General features: G+C 63.4%; 16 protein-coding genes. 6 read left to right on the forward strand and 10 right to left on the reverse strand.

Features of this window, described 5'->3' with window-relative positions; genetic code table 11:
- Window positions 1–4: 4 nt before the first annotated feature.
- A complete protein-coding gene (locus DXY33_RS09440; RefSeq protein WP_115132650.1) occupies window positions 5–1,177 on the reverse strand; it encodes a cysteine desulfurase family protein in 1,173 nt (390 codons plus the stop codon).
- Window positions 1,164–2,270 carry a diaminopimelate epimerase gene (gene dapF, locus DXY33_RS09445; protein ID WP_115132651.1) on the reverse strand — a complete coding sequence of 369 codons (1,107 nt, stop codon included), beginning with the start codon at window positions 2,268–2,270 and terminating at the stop codon, window positions 1,164–1,166. The genes DXY33_RS09440 and dapF overlap by 14 nt, the downstream gene beginning before the upstream one ends.
- Before the next feature lie 27 nt (window positions 2,271–2,297).
- On the opposite strand from dapF, the gene DXY33_RS09450 reads away from it, so the two are divergent.
- Complete coding sequence (locus tag DXY33_RS09450; protein WP_371634762.1) at window positions 2,298–2,477, forward strand: hypothetical protein; 180 nt, start codon at window positions 2,298–2,300, stop codon at window positions 2,475–2,477.
- A gap of 87 nt (window positions 2,478–2,564) precedes the next feature.
- Window positions 2,565–5,174: a leucine--tRNA ligase gene (gene leuS, locus DXY33_RS09455; RefSeq protein WP_115132824.1), complete on the forward strand. Its 2,610-nt coding sequence runs from the start codon at window positions 2,565–2,567 to the stop codon at window positions 5,172–5,174.
- 11 nt (window positions 5,175–5,185) lie between these two features.
- Here the strand turns inward: leuS and DXY33_RS09460 are convergent, their stop codons facing one another.
- On the reverse strand, window positions 5,186–6,784 hold the full coding sequence (locus DXY33_RS09460; RefSeq protein ID WP_115132652.1) for a glucose-6-phosphate isomerase: 1,599 nt from the start codon (window positions 6,782–6,784) through the stop codon (window positions 5,186–5,188).
- Window positions 6,785–6,899: 115 nt separating this feature from the next.
- Here DXY33_RS09460 and DXY33_RS09465 point away from each other — a divergent pair, with 115 nt between their 5' ends.
- Window positions 6,900–7,670, forward strand: coding sequence for a helicase DnaB (locus tag DXY33_RS09465; protein ID WP_115132653.1), 771 nt, complete (start codon window positions 6,900–6,902; stop codon window positions 7,668–7,670).
- A 475-nt stretch (window positions 7,671–8,145) separates the two neighbouring features.
- Here DXY33_RS09465 and DXY33_RS09475 read toward each other — a convergent pair whose 3' ends face one another.
- From DXY33_RS09475 to DXY33_RS09490, 4 genes are read right to left on the reverse strand one after another with little or no spacing between them, the layout of a single operon-like run.
- Window positions 8,146–8,385, reverse strand: a complete 240-nt coding sequence (locus DXY33_RS09475) for a TIGR03643 family protein (RefSeq protein WP_115132654.1) — start codon at window positions 8,383–8,385, stop codon at window positions 8,146–8,148.
- Between the two features lie 37 nt (window positions 8,386–8,422).
- Window positions 8,423–9,310: an N-acetylmuramoyl-L-alanine amidase gene (locus DXY33_RS09480; protein ID WP_115132655.1), complete on the reverse strand. Its 888-nt coding sequence runs from the start codon at window positions 9,308–9,310 to the stop codon at window positions 8,423–8,425.
- Complete coding sequence (locus tag DXY33_RS09485) at window positions 9,292–10,989, reverse strand: M61 family metallopeptidase (protein WP_115132656.1); 1,698 nt, start codon at window positions 10,987–10,989, stop codon at window positions 9,292–9,294. The genes DXY33_RS09480 and DXY33_RS09485 overlap by 19 nt, the downstream gene beginning before the upstream one ends.
- 1 nt (window position 10,990) lies before the next feature.
- Entirely contained in the window at window positions 10,991–11,341 is a 351-nt protein-coding gene (locus DXY33_RS09490; protein WP_115132657.1) for a DUF1257 domain-containing protein, read from the reverse strand.
- Between the two features lie 72 nt (window positions 11,342–11,413).
- On the opposite strand from DXY33_RS09490, the gene purN reads away from it, so the two are divergent.
- The gene (gene purN / locus DXY33_RS09495) at window positions 11,414–11,974 is read left to right on the forward strand and encodes a phosphoribosylglycinamide formyltransferase (RefSeq protein ID WP_244275991.1); all 561 of its coding nucleotides are present in this window, start codon (window positions 11,414–11,416) and stop codon (window positions 11,972–11,974) included.
- Here purN and argC read toward each other — a convergent pair.
- Window positions 11,965–13,038, reverse strand: a complete 1,074-nt coding sequence (gene argC, locus DXY33_RS09500; protein WP_115132659.1) for an N-acetyl-gamma-glutamyl-phosphate reductase — start codon at window positions 13,036–13,038, stop codon at window positions 11,965–11,967. The genes purN and argC overlap by 10 nt on opposite strands.
- 137 nt (window positions 13,039–13,175) lie before the next feature.
- On the opposite strand from argC, the gene ribBA reads away from it, so the two are divergent.
- A complete protein-coding gene (gene ribBA / locus DXY33_RS09505) occupies window positions 13,176–14,771 on the forward strand; it encodes a bifunctional 3,4-dihydroxy-2-butanone-4-phosphate synthase/GTP cyclohydrolase II (RefSeq protein WP_115132660.1) in 1,596 nt (531 codons plus the stop codon).
- On the opposite strand, the gene DXY33_RS09510 is transcribed toward ribBA, so the two are convergent.
- Window positions 14,772–15,215, reverse strand: a complete 444-nt coding sequence (locus DXY33_RS09510) for a peptidylprolyl isomerase (protein ID WP_114989232.1) — start codon at window positions 15,213–15,215, stop codon at window positions 14,772–14,774.
- Here DXY33_RS09510 and mtnP point away from each other — a divergent pair.
- Window positions 15,214–16,164 (forward strand): S-methyl-5'-thioadenosine phosphorylase, encoded by a 951-nt coding sequence (gene mtnP / locus DXY33_RS09515; RefSeq protein ID WP_371634764.1) that lies wholly within the window; start codon window positions 15,214–15,216, stop codon window positions 16,162–16,164. The two genes, DXY33_RS09510 and mtnP, sit on opposite strands and share 2 nt — an antisense overlap.
- Here mtnP and murQ read toward each other — a convergent pair.
- Entirely contained in the window at window positions 16,146–17,096 is a 951-nt protein-coding gene (gene murQ / locus DXY33_RS09520) for an N-acetylmuramic acid 6-phosphate etherase (protein ID WP_115132662.1), read from the reverse strand. The genes mtnP and murQ overlap by 19 nt on opposite strands.

Below are 17,096 nucleotides of genomic sequence, written 5' to 3' on the forward strand. Positions count from 1 at the left end.
CATGTCAGGAAAATGCCTCGAGCACGGATGCAAAACGGCTGGGAACGGCGTTGAGATCCTGATCCGACAACCAGGGGCCAAGGGTCAGCCGCAGGCCCGACTGACGTTCAGGCCCGGGAATGCCCATGGCCGTGAGCACAGCACTGTCGGCACTGCTGCCACTGCTGCAGGCACTGCCGCTGCTGCAGGCCACCCCCGCCGCCGCCAGCCGTCGCACCAGATCGCGTCCGGGCAGCGGCTGTCCACCAACGGTTTTGGCCAACAGCGCGATGTGATGGGGCAGACGCTGATCGGGAGAAGGGCCGCAGAGCTGAAGCTGGGGTAGCTCCAGCAGGCGTTCGAGCAGTTGATCCCGTTGGCGACGGATCTGGGTTGAGCTGCCCGGTGGAACGTGCTGGCTGACAGGGTCAAAGCTGGGGAGGGCCATCAGGGCTTCGGCCATGCCACCCACCAACGCAACAGGTTCGGTACCGGAGCGCAGGCCGTGCTCCTGGCCACCGCCGCCCTGGAGCGGTGAAAGGTCCACACCCGGGGCCCGAATCAACAGCCCCACGCCCCGGGGGCCGCGGAACTTGTGGGCGGAGAGGGTCAGCAGATCAACCCCGAGCCGCTCGAAGGCGAAGCAACCCTGGGGCACAAGCTGGGTAACATCGCTGTGGATGACGATGCCGCGCTCGCGGCAGGCCCGAGCGATCGTGCTGATCGGTTGTAGTGCACCCACCTCGCCCTGGGCTGCAATCAGGGAAACCAATCGGGTTGGAGCGGACAACAACCGATCGAGCTGATCGAGCCGCAGTACGCCCTGCCCATCAACGGGCCATTCGGCAATGCTCCAGCCCAGGGCGTCCAGTTGGTGCGCCGCAGCGACCACCGCCGGATGTTCCACCGCAGAGATCACCAACCGGCCCGGGACAAGACCGGCGGCACTGCCGAGCAAGGCAAGGTGCACGGATTCCGTCGCCCCTGAGGTGACGATCAACTGGTCAGGATTGACAGCGAAACGCTCGGCGATGCGCCAGCGCGCTCGCTCCAGAGCTTCCGCTGCAACCAACCCAGCCCCATGGAGGCTGCTGGGGTTGGCCCAGGCCGTCTGCTGGAGCTGCTGCATTACCGCGATCACCGCCGGCAGGGGCGGTGTCGTGGCAGCAGCATCAAGGTAGAGCTCAGGGGGTTCCACGCTCAAACCGTGCCTTGGTGCGCTGCTCCAGGGACTCACTGGCGAGATTGAGCATCGAGTCGAGGGACGTACTGCTGAGGAACGCCTGCACCTTCTGCTGCGCCTCATCGCGGAGGCAGCGGTCGGGGCGCTGACACTGCTCAGCGCAATCCTTGGAGCAATCGAAGTCGGTTGCGACCGTCGGCGCAGGTGAAGCGGCAGGGGCTTCGTTGGTCGACACCAGCGGGGAGCCTGCCGGCACCAGATCGGGCGTCAGCACGCCGTCAAACACCGCTTCGGCGGGTCCCGTCATCAGCACGGAACCGGTGCGATCACGCCACTCAATCATCAGCGGACCGCCGGGCAGCACCACCTCGGCGCAGTCATCGGCGAGGCCCAGCAGCACCGCCGCCACCAGGGTGGCGCAGGCACCGGTGCCGCAGGCCAATGTCGGGCCTGCACCCCGTTCCCAGACCCGGATCTCCAGCCGCTCACGGCTGTGCACCTGGAGGAAATGAACGTTGGTCTTGGCCGGGAAGGCCGGATGGACCTCCAGGGCAGCACCCCAGGCATCAAAGGGAATGCTGGCCAGGTCGTCGACGGGCACCACCACATGGGGATTGCCCATGCCAACGGCCGCCACCTTCAGTTGTTCTCCCTCCAGCAGCAGCACCCCCTGCGGCAGGCCGTCTTCGGGCATCAGGGTTGTGGGGATGCCCTCGGAGGTGAGGAAAGGAGGACCCATGTCCACCCGCAACTGGCCATTGGCCATCAGTTCGGGGCGAATCATTCCCGCCAGGGTTTCGATTTCCCATCGACGGCCTGGGGCATCACCGTCGGTGTCAGCCAGGTAGCGGGCCAGGCAGCGAATGCCGTTGCCACACATTTCGGCCTCACTGCCATCGGCATTGAGAATCCGCATCCGCAGTTCTCCCTCCGCCTGAGGAGGCAGCGCCAGAATCAGGCCATCGCCACCAACGCCGAAGCGCCGATCACAGATGCGCCGCACCCAGGCGGGATCGGGATTGCTGATGGCATCAGGCAGTTGTCCCTGCCGGCCTTCAACGATCAGGAAGTCGTTGCCAAGTCCCTGATATTTGCTGAACTGCAGCATGCGTGGCCGGTATTGCCCCCGAATCCTATGGAGACATCTCCACTCGATCCAAGCCTTCAGGGGGGTCGGTTGCTGCAGAGCTGGATTCGTGAACAGCTCCCCCTCAGCATTGCTGTGGTGGGACAGGAGCCTATCGAGGGGCGTCTGATCTGGCAGGACCCTGAATTTCTGGCCATCGAACGGGAGGTGCGAGCCGGCCCGTGTTGATCAACCGTCGGCAGATCAGCGTGATCCGCTCCCTCGGCTGAACACCAGGCATGTGGCACGATCGCAACCTTGCCGAGCGCTGGTTCCGTGAACGCTGCCAACCCTGCCGTCGACGCCAGTGCCCAGACCGGTCGTTATGACCCCACTGCGCTGGAGCAGCGCTGGCAGGAGAGTTGGAAGGAGGATGGGGTGGACACCACAGAAGAAGGTGGTGAGAAGCCTGGATTCTTTGCCCTGTCGATGTTCCCGTACCCCTCGGGAAGCCTGCACATGGGCCATGTGCGCAACTACGTGATCACCGATGTGATCGCCCGGGTGCAACGCATGCGGGGCCATGCCGTGCTGCATCCGATGGGCTGGGATGCCTTCGGACTTCCCGCTGAAAACGCGGCAATCGAACGCAATGTGGACCCCGGCGAGTGGACCGACCGCAACATCGATCAGATGCGGGCGCAGCTGGATCGCCTTGGCCTTTCGATCGATTGGAGCCGCGAACAGGCGACCTGCCACAGCGACTACTACCGCTGGACCCAGTGGCTGTTCCTTGAACTGCTCGAAGGGGGTCTGGCCTATCGCAAAAACGCCACCGTCAACTGGGATCCCGTCGACCAGACCGTGCTGGCCAATGAGCAGGTGGATGGTGATGGCCGCTCCTGGCGCTCCGGAGCTCTGGTGGAACAACGCCAGCTGAACCAGTGGTTCTTGCGCATCACTGATTACGCAGAGCCGCTGCTCAACGACCTGGACGCCCTCAAGGGCTGGCCGGAACGGGTGCGCACCATGCAGGCCAACTGGATCGGTCGCTCGGAAGGGGCGGAGATCAGCTTCAGCGTTGAGGGAGCACAGGATCAGACGATCACGGTGTTCACAACTCGGCCCGACACCCTCGCGGGGGCGAGCTACGTGGTGCTGGCACCGGAAAACGAGCTTGTGGACAGCCTCACCAGCGCTGATCAGAAGGACACGGTGGAGACCTTCCGTAAGGAGGTTGCTCGTCTGAGCACGATCGAACGCACCAGTGATGACAGGCCCAAACGGGGGGTGCCCATCGGCAGTCATGTGATCAACCCCCTGACGGGGGCGGTGCTGCCGGTGTGGATCGCCGACTACGTGCTGGCCGAGTACGGCACGGGCGCCGTGATGGGCGTACCGGCCCACGACCAACGCGACATCGCGTTTGCCCAATCGAACGGTCTACCGATCCAGCAGGTGATCGACGCCGAGGGAGCTGCTGAAGCCATCGCGGCCGGTCAGGCCTGGACGGATGCAGGAACACTGGTCAACTCCGGCAGCTTCGATTGCACGGCCTCCAGCGAAGCCAAAGGCGCCATCACCGGCCACGGCGCCGATAAGGGCTGGGCACGGAGCAAGGTCACCTATCGCCTTCGCGACTGGCTGATCTCACGCCAGCGCTACTGGGGCTGCCCCATTCCCGTCATCCACTGCGATGACTGCGGTGTTGTTCCGGTGCCCCGCGAGGACCTTCCGGTGGAGCTGCCCCGGGGCATTGATCTCTCTGGAAAGGGCGGTTCGCCCCTGAGCCAGCAGAGCGACTGGGTGAATGTGGCCTGCCCCTGCTGCGGCAAGCCGGCCAAGCGGGAAACAGACACCATGGACACCTTCATGTGTTCCTCCTGGTATTTCCTGCGCTTCGCCGATCCCCACAACACCGAGAAACCTTTCAGCAAGGAGGCGGTGAACCGTTGGTTGCCGGTGAAGCAATACGTGGGCGGCATCGAACACGCGATCCTGCACCTGCTCTACGCCCGTTTCTTCACCAAGGCGCTGAAGGATCGCGGCCTAGTCGAAATAAACGAACCGTTTGAACGGCTCCTCACCCAGGGCATGGTGCAGGGAATCACCTACCGCAATGCGACAACCGGCAAGTACATCGCTCCAGCGGACGTGGCAGATCCCGAAAATCCCCGGGACCCCAACACCGGCGACAAGCTTGAGGTGTTGTTCGAGAAGATGTCGAAGTCGAAGTACAACGGCGTTGACCCCGCGGAGGTGATCGACCGCTACGGCGCAGACACAGCCCGCATGTTCATCCTGTTCAAGGCTCCGCCGGAGAAGGATTTGGAGTGGGATGACGCCGACGTGGAGGGCCAGTTCCGCTTCCTGCAACGGCTTTGGCGCCTTGTTGAGGCGGGTGCTGCCCGCATCGACTCACTCGAGCCGATGCAACGGCCAGCCGATCTGAGCGATGCAGACAGCAACGTACGTCGGGCGCTGCACCTGGCCATCGAAGCCGTCAGCGAGGACCTCAGCGACGAGATCCAACTGAACACGGCCATCTCCGAGCTGATGAAGCTCTCCAATGCGATCAGCTCCACGGGCATCGAGGCCTTGAGTGCACCTGTGTTGCAGGAAGCTCTTTCCGGACTGGTTCGCCTGCTGGCTCCGTTCGCGCCTCATTTGGCGGAGGAGTTCTGGAGCCGTCTGGGGGGAGGCGGCAGCGTGCACCGTCAAAGCTGGCCGGTTCTGGATCCAACGGCACTGGTGCAGGACAGCGTTGAAGTGGTGATCCAGGTGAAGGGCAAGGTGCGGGGCAAGCTGCAGGTTCCGGCCTCCGCAGACAAGGAAGAGCTGGAACGGCTCGCCCTGGCCAGTGATGTGGCCGAAAAATGGTTGGAGGGCACAGCCCCCCGTCGGGTGATTGTGGTCCCCGGAAAACTGGTGAACCTGGTGCCCTGAACCCAGGCGGATCAGCCTTTGCTGAAACGCATCGAAGCGGGCTGGCTCCAGTCGCCCTGGGCACTGAAGCCGCGCAGGTTGCCGGTGAGGTGACGCAGAATCCAAAAGATGGATTCATCGGTGCCATCCCCGAGGGCCAGGCGAATTTCATCAGCGGAGCGGGCCACACCGTCGGCCAAGATCGCTTCTACACGACCTTGAAGGTCGAGAATCGCAGCCGCCGCCTTCTTGCCGGCTTCCACGCCGGGCTGGTGGTAGGCGTTGATGTTCACCAGTTCGCCGTAGAGACCGACGGCACGCTCGAACAGAGCGATCAAGGCGCCAAGACGGCGGGCATCAAAGCGGCGCATGCTGATCGTCATGCTCTGGCGGCCACCCTCGGTAAGGGCTGAGCGGGTGCCCTGCAGGAAACCATCGAGGAAGTCGCCGGGGCATTCCCCGCCAAGCGTGGGGATGTCGCTCACGTCTTCGAGCACCTCGATGAAGGTGGCGAAGAAATTGTCGACACCGTCGCGCAGTTGTTGCACGTAGGCGTGCTGGTCGGTGGAGCCTTTGTTGCCGTAAACAGCGATGCCCTGATGCACCACGTCACCGTTGCGATCCAGGCGCTTGCCCAGGGATTCCATCACTAGCTGCTGGAGGTAACGGCTGAACACCTCCAGACGATCGCGGTAGGGCAGAACAACCATGTCGCGCTGACCGCGACCACCACCGGCCACGAACCAGGAAGCGGCCATCAGGGCGGCTGGATTGCGGCGCAGATCCGCGGCGCGAGTGGCGGCATCCATCTGAGAGGCGCCGGTGAGGAAATCGCGGATGTCACAGCCAATCAAGGCACCGGGCAGCAGGCCGACGGCACTGGTGATGCTAGTGCGCCCCCCCACCCAATCGAACATGTCGAAGCGCTTGAGCCAAGCTTCCTTCTGGGCCTGCTGATCCAGCTTGCTGTCGAGCATTGTCACGGCAACGGCCTGGCCGGCCCACTGGCCCCCAGCGGCCTCGAGGCGGTGGCGAGCCTGCTCCATGCCGAGGTGGGGTTCGGGCGTTCCCCCCGACTTGCTCACCGTCACCACCAGGGTGCGGTCGAGACGACCCTCCAACCCCGCCAGGACGTTGCTCATCCCATTGGGATCGACGTTGTCGAAGAAATGAAACGGAAGCCCCTCGCCCGGGTTCTGCAGCGCCTTGATCATCAAGGCGGGGCCCAGGCCACTGCCGCCGATGCCGATCCAGAGCACATCGGTGAAGGCTTCGCCGTTGGGGGCCTTGATCGTGCCGTTGATCACATCGCGCCCAAAGCCTGCGATCAGATCGATTTCCCTGGAGATGTGCTGTTGAAGCTCTGATGAGGGAGCGAGTTCAGGGGTGCGCAGCCAGTAATGCCCCACCTGGCGCTGCTCATCGGGATTGGCGATGGCGCCGGCTTCTAACTCCTGCATCGCTGCGAACGCCTTGTCCATTCGCGGCTGCAGCTGCTGCAGATCGGTCGCGTTCACATGCATCCGGCTGATGTCGAGCCAGACGCCGAGATCATCGTGATACCAGCTGAGATCGCAGAACCTCTGCCACTGAATATGAGCGTCGGAAGCGTTGAAATCCGGAAAGCTCATGCCGGGCGGACGGTGCATTCCTGCCGAACGTATCCAGAATCTGACGGGATGCCCGCATAAAAGGACACCACAGCTAGTTTCATGTCATCTTCCGCAGACCCCATTTCCATCCCTCATGGCTAAGCCATTGCGATGGACAACAGCTCTCTTTGCGACGGCAGCGAGCCTGTGCCTGGTAGGTCAGTGGTCACACCCGGTTGCTGAGGTTGGGGATCAGGCGCCTGTTGTGGTGCAGGACAGACTCGAGCCCACAGATTTCTCGCCCGAAGAACTGAAGCTGCTGCAACGGCGCTTCGGGGTGCACGGCCCCCAGGTGCAGCTGGCCCAGCTGTTCACCAGCGGGATGGATCAGCTCCAAACATTGCGCGCATCCACCCTGGATCGTCTTCGCGAGCTGAAGCCGGTGATCCTTCGCCAAGCAGCGGCGCATCAGGTGAATCCAATGCTGATCACCGCCGTTCTTTTCGACGAAATTCAGCACTCCAAGCCGGGGGAGAGCCTCCCTTTCATCGCCCATTCCGGTCTTGTGAAGACCCACGGACCGGCCCAGATCAGCGTCTCGGAACTGATCCATCAGAACCGGCTGCCGGCGAACCCAACACAGGAGGAGATCACCTGGGCCCGCAATCAATTGCTGAACCCCGAGATGAACATCACCCTGCTGGCGGCCAAGTTTCAACGGCTGAAGCTGGCCCTTGGTCTGCCGGAGAGCTTGATGCTGCAGGCGAGTCGCTCCTACCTGGATGCCAAGGCGATCGCCACCCTCACCTATCTCCACAACGGAAAATTGGATTACCCAGCACGGGTGTTGGGCTACATGCAGGACCCTGAACTGCACGGGTTGATTTACGGCGGTCGCCAACCGAATCCAGAGATCACGGTTTAGGGATCTACGACGAGCACTTGGCTGCATGAGCAGCCCAACCCAAACCCTCGTCTCCTTATCCCTCAGTTTAGGGAGTTCGTCAGCTCTGCCTCTCCCCCATATGGGGGATGTGGACGCCCCACTTTCTGCTGAAGCATCGATCCAGCAGGGCAGACCGATGAAACAGCTCCTTCCATAGCTGGCATTTGGCCTGCTTGTCCCATCAACCGCACTCGCTCAGGTGGACGCCGAAGTGGCGGCACAGTGCAGAGACGCCAGGGATTTCTATGGCTGCGTCAGGTCCTTCACCACTCCGGTCCGGCGTTCCGATGACATTGACCCTTATGCCGGCGTGATGGGGCAGGTGGCTGCAGGCCTGATCTCAGGCCAGGGCTACCGCAACGCACCCCCAAAATTTCCCCCGGGGCATTATTACGGCTGGTCTTGTTGAAGGGATCCTGCGGGGCGTCCTGCGCTGAACCCAATCGGGCTCCATTCACTTGTGGCAGCTCGCCCGGAATCGATCGGAGCGGCTGGTGGCGGCGTGTTTGGTTTTGCGACCGCTGACCCGCTTGCGCCAAAGCTTGAACGATGACGCTTTCATCTCTTGCCGCATCACTGCGATCACCTGCGGCTCGGAGAGTCCGAATTGAAACTCGATCGCCTCGAAGGGCGTTCGGTCTTCCCAGGCCATTTCGATAATGCGATCAAGATCCTCGCTGGGGAGCGTTTTCACCGACGCAGTACACAGGAATGCGAACGCTAACGACGCATCAGCTGACGCAGAGGTCGCCGAGGGCCGCCAGCCGCGTCTGAAGTTTCGACCAGTCAAAACTGCGGGGATCATCCCGTTCTCGGCCCAGATCCACATGGCGATGGGTGGTGATCGCCGCTGGCGGCAGATTAAAGGAGCGGATCCAACCCGACAACACCAGGGCCAGAGCGTCGTATTGCTGGGAGGTGTAACCAACGTGGGAACGGTTGGCATTCGCGCCTGATGGTGGTGTCTCCAAGCTCAGATGCAGAGCAAAGTTGTTGATGGAGCCCTTGAGCTTCTTGTTGGTGATCGCCCACTCCCCCAGAAACGCTGAAAAACCTGCGCCATAGGCCCGGCTCAAGGGATCCACCAGATCCAGAACGCGTCCGTCCTGGCCCACCAGGGTGTGATAACTCACCTGATCCTCATCGCGGGGGTGGGGCGTCATGAAGGTGTTCAGAGCGGAGCTCAAGGAGTAGACGGTTTCGTGAAGCACCACCACCCTCGGCGTAGCGTCGATCACACGGCCGTAGGCGTCCTTGTCGTAGCGATCGCCAAAATTGGTGGGATCGATCTTCACGAAGGTCCGCCAGGAAGCCGAACGGGCATCGAGCTTGTTCAAACGCGACCGCAACGCCCTGTCCACACCCGAACACTGCCGGGCCAGGGGCGATCGCCAGGAGCGAGACTGCGGCGGTAACGGCGCTGAAGCGGAGGGGTTGTCTTCCCGTTGGCGACCACGCTCCATCCCCACAGGAGAGAGCTTCCCTTGCTCCATCAACGACCAGCTGGTTAGCCCCAAAGCCAACGTTCCTGCTGCAGCAAGGCTGATGGCGAGCGGCCGGTGCTGCTCAACGCGGTTCCACACACCGGTGAAGAAACGGCTTAGACGATCTCGAACCATCGATCCCGCAACTGCCGTTGTTCCGTTGTGCACCCAGGATCCCAATCCAACGTCCAATGGTCCACACCCGCAGCAGGGAAGAGCTGGGTCTCCTTGAGCAAGCTGCGTCGTGAATAGGTGACGCGCACACACTCCTGCTTCTCAAGAAGAACTGCGATGTCACTGCTGCGACGCACCCGGTAGCCATTGATCGCCAACAGCTCATCACCCACCACAAGCCCGGCCCGCTGCCCGGGGCTGTCGCGCCTCACCCGCTGAATCGAAGCGGCGCCCTCAGCATCCTTGAGGGTGAGTCCATGATCGGAATGCTTGAGCGGCACAGGGTCCATGCGCAGCCCCAGAGCTTCTACGCAATCAAGCAAGGGCAGGGCTTCGGGCTGGTCCAGCCATTGATCCAGATCCGAGGCAAGATCGCCATCCCGTCGAGCCACTGCCGCCTTGATGTGATCACGGCTGTAGCCACGGGCCTGACGGCCAGGGCCATGCCACAACTCACGCAGGATCGCGGCCATGGAGTGGCCGCGCTGCCGCAGGCGCACATCGAGGCAGAAGGCCACCGCTGCACCGAGGCGGTAGTAGCTGATCTGGCTGTCCCGTGAGGCTGGCGTGGCTTTGTAGAGCTTGATCCACGCCTCACGGGCACTGGCCGCCAACGACTGGATCGAGCAACCGGGTGACATCAGCACGCTGGACAGCTCCTCCCCCAGATCCTTCAGCAGAGTCGGTCGATCCGAACAGCCCGCCAAAAGGGGGAGGCTGAGGTCGAAGTAGCTGGTGATTCCCTCGGCAAACCAGAGGCCTTCGGTGATCACCGCCTGCCCGTAGTCGTAGGGGCGAAGCTCAACGGGCCGCAGCCGCCGCACATTCCACTGGTGCAGGTATTCATGGCCGATCAGCTGCAACAGCTGCCGGTACCCCTTGGGCTTGGCCAGAGCCGACCAGCTGAACTGCAGCACAGCACTGTGGTCGTGTTCGAGGCCGCCGTAACCCTGATCAACCAGTTGCAACACAAGCTGGTAGCGGTCCCCCGACGGGGGAGGGGTTCCCAGCAAGCGACAGGTGGCACTGCACACCTTTTCGATGTCGCTGATGAAGTTCGGCGGCCAACCCATCGGTGGCGTTCCGATCAGCAACAGCTCATGGGTCTTGCCCTCCACCATGAAGGGTTCTGCCTGAAACGGCCCCGCATGCAGCGGGCTGTCCACGAGGGCATCGAAATCGGCAGCAACCCAGCCCTCAGCGCTGGGCTCCAGCGGCAGATGCACACTCCAGTGCTCCGGAGCCGTGACGGCAACGTGGTGTGGTGACCAGCGGCAGCCGTCGATGTCCATCGCCACAGCAGCGAGGCAGAGCGATGCGAAATCAGGATCCAGCAACCCGGTGCGGACGGTGAGATCCCGGGCTTCAAGCTGATAGTTGAGCGTGAGCGGGCTCAAATCCGGCAGATCACTGAGCCACTGGTGCGGCGCCATGCGACGCACCGGAAGCTCCTCACCATTGGCCAACAGCTGCAGGCTGTGCAGGTGCTGGGCGTGATCACGAACCGTGTACGACCCCGGTGTCCACACCGGCAGTTGGAACGTCTGGCGTAGTGTCTGCGGTGTCCACTCGATGGACACCGCGATGGTCTGTGTTTCGGGATGGCTCAGATCGAGCCGGATCTGAACCGGTTCGAACACGTCAGTTGGTCTGCAGGATCAGCTCAGCAGAACCCATGCCACCAAGGCGCACCTCGTCCATGGCGTGGAGCAGGGCGTAGCGGCGCGTCACCCGTTGCAAGAGCTGTTCAAGCCCGGGCTGGCGGCTGATGCGTTGGATGTCGCCATGCATCACGATTGTTCCGTTCTCCCGCTTGGTCCAGCCCAGGGGCATGGCTGAGCCCTGAAACGCGAGCACATCCACGGCATGGGAGTCGTCCGCGAATCCCTGCAATTTTGTCGATCGTTCCACCGTGAAGCCCTCATCACAAAGGGCCTGAACCAGACGCTCGAGGTCGGTGAAGACAGTCGGCAGGATGGAGAGATGTGACATGGACCGAACCCCGCTTTGACAGACCCTAGCCACAACAATCGAGCTGACCAGGCCCCGCTGCAGCTGGGGGTGATGGCATCCGGAAGCGGCAGCAACTTCGAGGCCCTGGCCCAGGCCATTCAGACGGGGAATCTCAACGCGCGGATCCAGCGGCTGGTGGTGAACAATCCGGGCTGTGGTGCCCAGCAGCGGGCGGAGCGTCTCGGCATTCCGGTGTCGGTGCTTGACCATCGCCTGATCAAGAATCGGCGCGAGCTGGACGGCGAACTGGTGCGCCTGTTCCGCGCCGACCAGGTGGAACTGGTGGTGATGGCGGGGTGGATGCGGATCGTTACCGAAGTGCTGGTCAGCGGCTATTCCGATCGCCTGATCAACATCCACCCCTCACTGCTGCCCAGCTTCCGTGGCCTGGATGCCATCGGGAAGGCCCTGGAGGCCGGGGTGAAGGTCACCGGCTGCACGGTGCACATCGTCACCGAAGAACTGGATGCCGGTCCGATCCTGGCCCAGGCCGCTGTTCCTGTTCTCGATGGGGATGACCACGCCAGGCTCGCCAAACGGATTCAGGAGCAGGAACACCTGCTCCTGCCCAGGGCACTGGCTGAGCTCAAGCCAACCTGGCGTCAGGGATAGAAGGACTGCAAGGGCAGCCCCGTCTCCGGAGCGAGGCCCGCCATCAGGTTGAGGCACTGCACGCCCTGCCCGGCCTGACCCTTGATCAGGTTGTCGATGGCACTCATCAACACCAGCTGGCCGGTGCGGGTGTCCACCTGAACCGACAGCAGGGCGCGGTTGGTGTGGCGCGCCCACTTGGTGGCGGGATAGGTGCCCACCGGCAGAACCTGAACGCAGGGGTGGTGGCGGTAGATCGCCTCCAGCACCGTGGTGCAATCCTCGGCGGTGAGACCGGGGTCGCGCAGGCGGGCATACACCGTGGACAGCAGACCACGCACCATCGGCACCAAATGCGGCGTGAACTGAAGCCGCACCTCCTGGCCAGCCACCTCCATCGCCATCTGCTCGATCTCAGAGGTGTGGCGATGGCCGATCACGCCGTAGGGCGCGATGGATTCCGAGGCCTCCGCCAGCAGCATCGCCTCCTTCGGCACGCGCCCTCCGCCGGAGGTGCCCGTCTTGGCATCAATGATGATGCCGCTGGTCTCGATCAGGCCCTGCTTGAGGAACGGCAGCAGGGGCAGCAGGCTGGCGGTGGGGAAGCAACCCGGAGCGGCAACAAGCTTCGCGTCAGCGATGGCAGGGCCGTTCCATTCCGGCAGGCCGTAAACGGCACTGCTGCAGAGCTCCGCGTCCTGACGGTTGAGGGAGCCGGCCTCCTTGGCGTACACATGCAGCCACTGCTCTAGGGAGCGGTAGCGGAAGTCGGCAGAGAGGTCCACCACCCGCACACCCCGCTCCAGCAGTTGAGGTGCCAACTGACAGGCCAGGCCGTTGGGGAGGCTCAGAACAGCGAAATCGGAACAGGCCGCAATCCGATCCGGATCCGCTGATTCCACCGTTGGGTCATCCGGCAGGGGCAGGAAGGAGCAGACGGAGCTCCAGCGTTGGCCAGCACTGCGTTCACCGCCAAGAAAACTCACAGACAGGCCGGGGTGGCCCTGGAGCAGACGAATGGTCTGCAGGCCCCCGTAGCCGGAGGCGCCGATCACAGCAACCCGTCCGCCCTTCACCGTTGCCATCGCTTCAACCGCCGACGTTGTCCTGCCTGCCATTGAACCAACCAGCCAACGGTCGATCGTACAGAGATCAATAATGAAGTCATCTCCCGGCGACCAGGCTCCTGAACCCCAGTTCCCTTGACCCCGCGAATGAACCGATCGCGTTTGATGCCATCAGCGACGCCCTGGCGGCGATCCGCAATGGGGAATGCGTTGTCGTGGTGGACGACGAACAACGGGAGAACGAAGGCGATCTGATCTGCGCGGCCCAGTTCGCCACCCCGGAAGCGATCAACTTCATGGCCACCGAGGCACGGGGCCTGATCTGTCTGGCCATGGAGGGACAGCGGCTGGACGAACTGGATCTGCCGCTGATGGTGGACCGCAACACCGATGCCAACGAGACGGCCTTCACCGTGAGCATCGATGCCGGCATCGAGCATGGGGTGACCACCGGCATCTCCGCCGAAGACCGGGCCGCCACGATTCAGGTGGCGCTCAACCCAGCCACACGGCCAGCGGAACTGCGCCGCCCTGGGCACATCTTTCCCCTTCGCGCCCGTCCCGGCGGCGTGCTCAAACGGGCCGGTCACACCGAAGCCGCTGTGGATCTGTCTCAGCTGGCGGGCCTCAGCCCCTCCGGAGTGATCTGTGAAATCCAGAACAGCGATGGCTCCATGGCCCGCTTGCCGGAGCTGCGCAGTTACGCCGATCGCTGGGGGCTGAAGCTGATCAGCATTGCTGACCTGATCCGCTACCGGCTGGAGAACGAGCGCTTCGTTCGCCGCATGGCCCAGGCCCAGATGCCCAGCCGCTTCGGCAGCTTTCAGGCGGTGGGCTACCGCAACGAACTGGATGGCTCTGAACACGTTGCCCTGATCAAGGGTGAGCCCAATGCCCTGAGCGAACCCGTGCTGGTGCGCATGCATTCCGAATGCCTCACCGGCGATGCCTTCGGCTCACTGCGCTGCGACTGCCGGCCCCAGCTGGAGGCGGCCCTGCGCCAGATCGAAGCGGAAGGCGAGGGAGTGGTTGTTTATCTGCGCCAGGAAGGGCGGGGCATCGGCCTGATCAACAAATTGAAGGCCTACAGCCTCCAGGAAGCCGGGCTCGACACCGTTGAAGCCAACGAGCGGCTTGGCTTCCCGGCGGATCTGCGCAACTACGGCGTCGGCGCACAGATCCTCTCCGACCTCGGCATCCATCGGCTGCGGTTGCTCACCAACAACCCCCGCAAAATCGCCGGCCTCGGCGGCTATGGCCTGCAGGTGGAGGAGCGGGTGCCGCTGGTGATGGACCCCGGTGCCCACAACGCCGACTACCTGGCGGCCAAGCGGGAGAAGCTCGGGCATTTGTTCGAATCTGAGAGTCCATGTGTGGTGCTGGCCCTAGCGGTGAACGTGGGCCCCGAAAGCTGGCCCACAATTCGCCAGGAAGTGGAAGCCATCGCTCAGCGCCATGGCTTCAGCCTTGAGGCCCTGCATGAACCCCGCTTGTTAGCGCTGTGGGATCGACCGCAATTCGTCTGGAAACTGATTCCCGACGGCGCCGATTCAACCCCCCTGCTCAAGAGCCTGGCGGCCCTGGCGGCCACCGAGCGCGTGGGTCTGATGCGGGTTCCCACGGAGCGGATGGCATTGCACCCGCCACAGACCCTGGAACGGGTGGAGCATCAACTCAACGAGTTGATCAACCTGGGCAGTGACGGACTGCTCGAAAACGGCCCGTCACTGCTGCATTGGACCCGGAGCTGATCAGCCTTCCTGGATCGTCACTTTGTTGATCTTGGAGCCGTTGGCCAGCTTCAGCACCACGTCCATGTTGCCGGTGTGGCCGAACACGGTGTGCACGCCATCGAGGTGAGGCTGGGCCTCATGGCAGATGTAGAACTGCGAGCCGCCGGTGTTGCGACCGGCATGGGCCATGGCCAGGGTGCCGGCCTGGTGCTTCTGCTGGTTGATCTCGCAATCGATCTGGTAGCCGGGACCGCCGGTACCGGCCATGCCGCGGGCGCCTTCACGGCTGTTGGGGCATCCCCCCTGGGCCATGAAGCCGGGGATGACGCGGTGAAAGGCCAGACCGTCGTAGAAGCCATCCTTGGCCAGCTTTACGAAGTTGGCCACGGTGTTCGGGGCATCGGCTTCGAACAGCTCGAGCTCGATCAGGCCTGCTTCAGTGTCCATCAAGGCCTTGGTCATGGTGGCGCGAGCAAAATTGGAGTGTAAAGAGACGCCGACCATGCCCGACCTCTCCCAAGCCCGCGTCGGTGTGATCGGCGGCAGCGGCCTCTATTCGATCCCCGGCTTGCGCCAGGTGGAGGAACGCACGGTCGACACACCCTTCGGGGCACCATCCGATCAACTGCGCCTGGGAGAGCTCGAGGGCGTCAAAACCGTCTTCCTGGCCCGCCACGGCCGCCATCACCATCTGCTTCCCAGTGAAGTGCCCTACCGGGCCAACATCTGGGCCATGCGTTCACTGGGAGTGCGCTGGCTGATCTCGCTCTCGGCGGTGGGGTCACTGCAGGAGGATCTGCAGCCGCGCGACATGGTCGTGCCCGATCAGTTCATCGACCGCACCCGTGACCGGCCCGCCAGTTTCTTCGGCAACGGCTGCGTGGCCCACGTCAGCCTTGCGGACCCCTTCTGCCCCAATTTGAGTGCCCTGTTGGCCGATGCCGCTGAACAGGGGTTGCCGGAGGGTCGACGGCTGCACCGCGGTGGCACCTATCTCTGCATGGAGGGCCCCGTCTTCTCCACCCGCGCCGAAAGCAAGCTCTACCGCTCCTGGGATTGTTCGGTGATCGGTATGACCAATCACACCGAAGCCCGTCTGGCCCGGGAAGCCGAACTGGCCTATGCCTCCCTGAGCATGGTCACCGACTTCGACTGCTGGCATGAGGATCACGACGCCGTCTCAGTGGAGATGGTGATCGGCAACCTTCAGGCCAATGCCTCAGCCACCGAACCGATCCTGAGTGGATTGATGCAGCGGCTCAAACAGGACCCTCCCGCCTCGCCAGCCCACACAGCCCTCGCCAATGCCCTGATCACCCCCAAAGATCAAGTCCCGGAACAGACCCGGTCCAACCTTGATCTGTTCACCGCCCCCTACTGGGGACCGTTCGATCAGGCTTCCGCCAGCTGAGCGCCGCAGGCGGCCAAGGCAGGCCGCAGCTGTTGGTTGTGCTGCTGCAGAAGAGCCTTGGCCTGGTCCACCGACAAGGCTGCAGCGGCCATCAACAGGGCGAGTTTCACCGATCCGCCGGCCTCCTCCAGCAGCGTCAGCCCCCGCTCCCGCTCCACACCGGCAAGATCCCGCAGGATCCGCAATGACCGGTCCACCAGCTTGCTGTTGCTGGCGGCCACATCCACCATGCGGTTGCCGTAGACCTTGCCCAGCTTCACCATCACGGCGGTGGAGAGGGTGTTTAAGGCCAGTTTTGTGGCGGTTCCAGCCTTCATCCGGGTGGATCCCGTCAGCAGCTCAGGGCCCGTGAGCAGGCGGATGTCGATGTCGCAGGGCAGGGGAGCCTGCCCCTTCGGAACACAGGCCATGGCGATGGCGAGGGCTCCGATGCTTTTGGCGAACGCCAGCCCACCGCGCACGTAGGGGGTGGTGCCGCCTGCGGCGATGCCCACCAGGCAATCCTTGGCGCAGAAGCCCCTCTCCTCGAGATCCGCACGTCCGGCGGCCTCAATGTCCTCAAGCCCTTCCGAGCTGCGCAGCAACGCTGCGGAGCCACCAGCGAGAACCCCCTGAACCTGTTTGGGATCACTGCAGAAGGTGGGCGGACATTCCGCGGCATCCAACACCCCCAGCCGTCCGGAGGTGCCAGCACCCAGATAAAAGAGCCGGCCTCCGGCACGGAGGCGCTCGGCAACGGCATCAACCGCCTGGGCTAGCGCCGGGGCCACCGCGGCGACAGCTTCCTGGGGGCGACGATCCTCGTCTGCAAACAACTCCACCAGCGCCAGGGTGTCGAGCTGATCCAGGCATGAACTGCGCCGGTTGCTCTGCTCGGTGAGCAGGTGGCCGCGGTCGCTGGAGGGCTGCAGATCGGGGTGGAACACGGCCAC

This window comes from Synechococcus sp. N26 (assembly GCF_900473975.1).
Taxonomy (GTDB): domain Bacteria; phylum Cyanobacteriota; class Cyanobacteriia; order PCC-6307; family Cyanobiaceae; genus Parasynechococcus.

Coding starts and splice junctions, on each gene's coding strand:
- argC (WP_115132659.1), bottom strand. CDS start 13,038: ATGGCAACGGTGAAGGGCGGACGGGTTGCTGTGATCGGCGCCTCCGGC.
- DXY33_RS09480 (WP_115132655.1), bottom strand. CDS start 9,310: ATGGTTCGAGATCGTCTAAGCCGTTTCTTCACCGGTGTGTGGAACCGC.
- DXY33_RS09490 (WP_115132657.1), bottom strand. CDS start 11,341: ATGTCACATCTCTCCATCCTGCCGACTGTCTTCACCGACCTCGAGCGT.
- DXY33_RS09465 (WP_115132653.1), top strand. CDS start 6,900: ATGGCTAAGCCATTGCGATGGACAACAGCTCTCTTTGCGACGGCAGCG.
- DXY33_RS09510 (WP_114989232.1), bottom strand. CDS start 15,215: ATGACCAAGGCCTTGATGGACACTGAAGCAGGCCTGATCGAGCTCGAG.
- mtnP (WP_371634764.1), top strand. CDS start 15,214: ATGGTGGCGCGAGCAAAATTGGAGTGTAAAGAGACGCCGACCATGCCC.
- DXY33_RS09460 (WP_115132652.1), bottom strand. CDS start 6,784: ATGAGCTTTCCGGATTTCAACGCTTCCGACGCTCATATTCAGTGGCAG.
- DXY33_RS09450 (WP_371634762.1), top strand. CDS start 2,298: ATGGAGACATCTCCACTCGATCCAAGCCTTCAGGGGGGTCGGTTGCTG.
- purN (WP_244275991.1), top strand. CDS start 11,414: ATGGCATCCGGAAGCGGCAGCAACTTCGAGGCCCTGGCCCAGGCCATT.
- dapF (WP_115132651.1), bottom strand. CDS start 2,270: ATGCTGCAGTTCAGCAAATATCAGGGACTTGGCAACGACTTCCTGATC.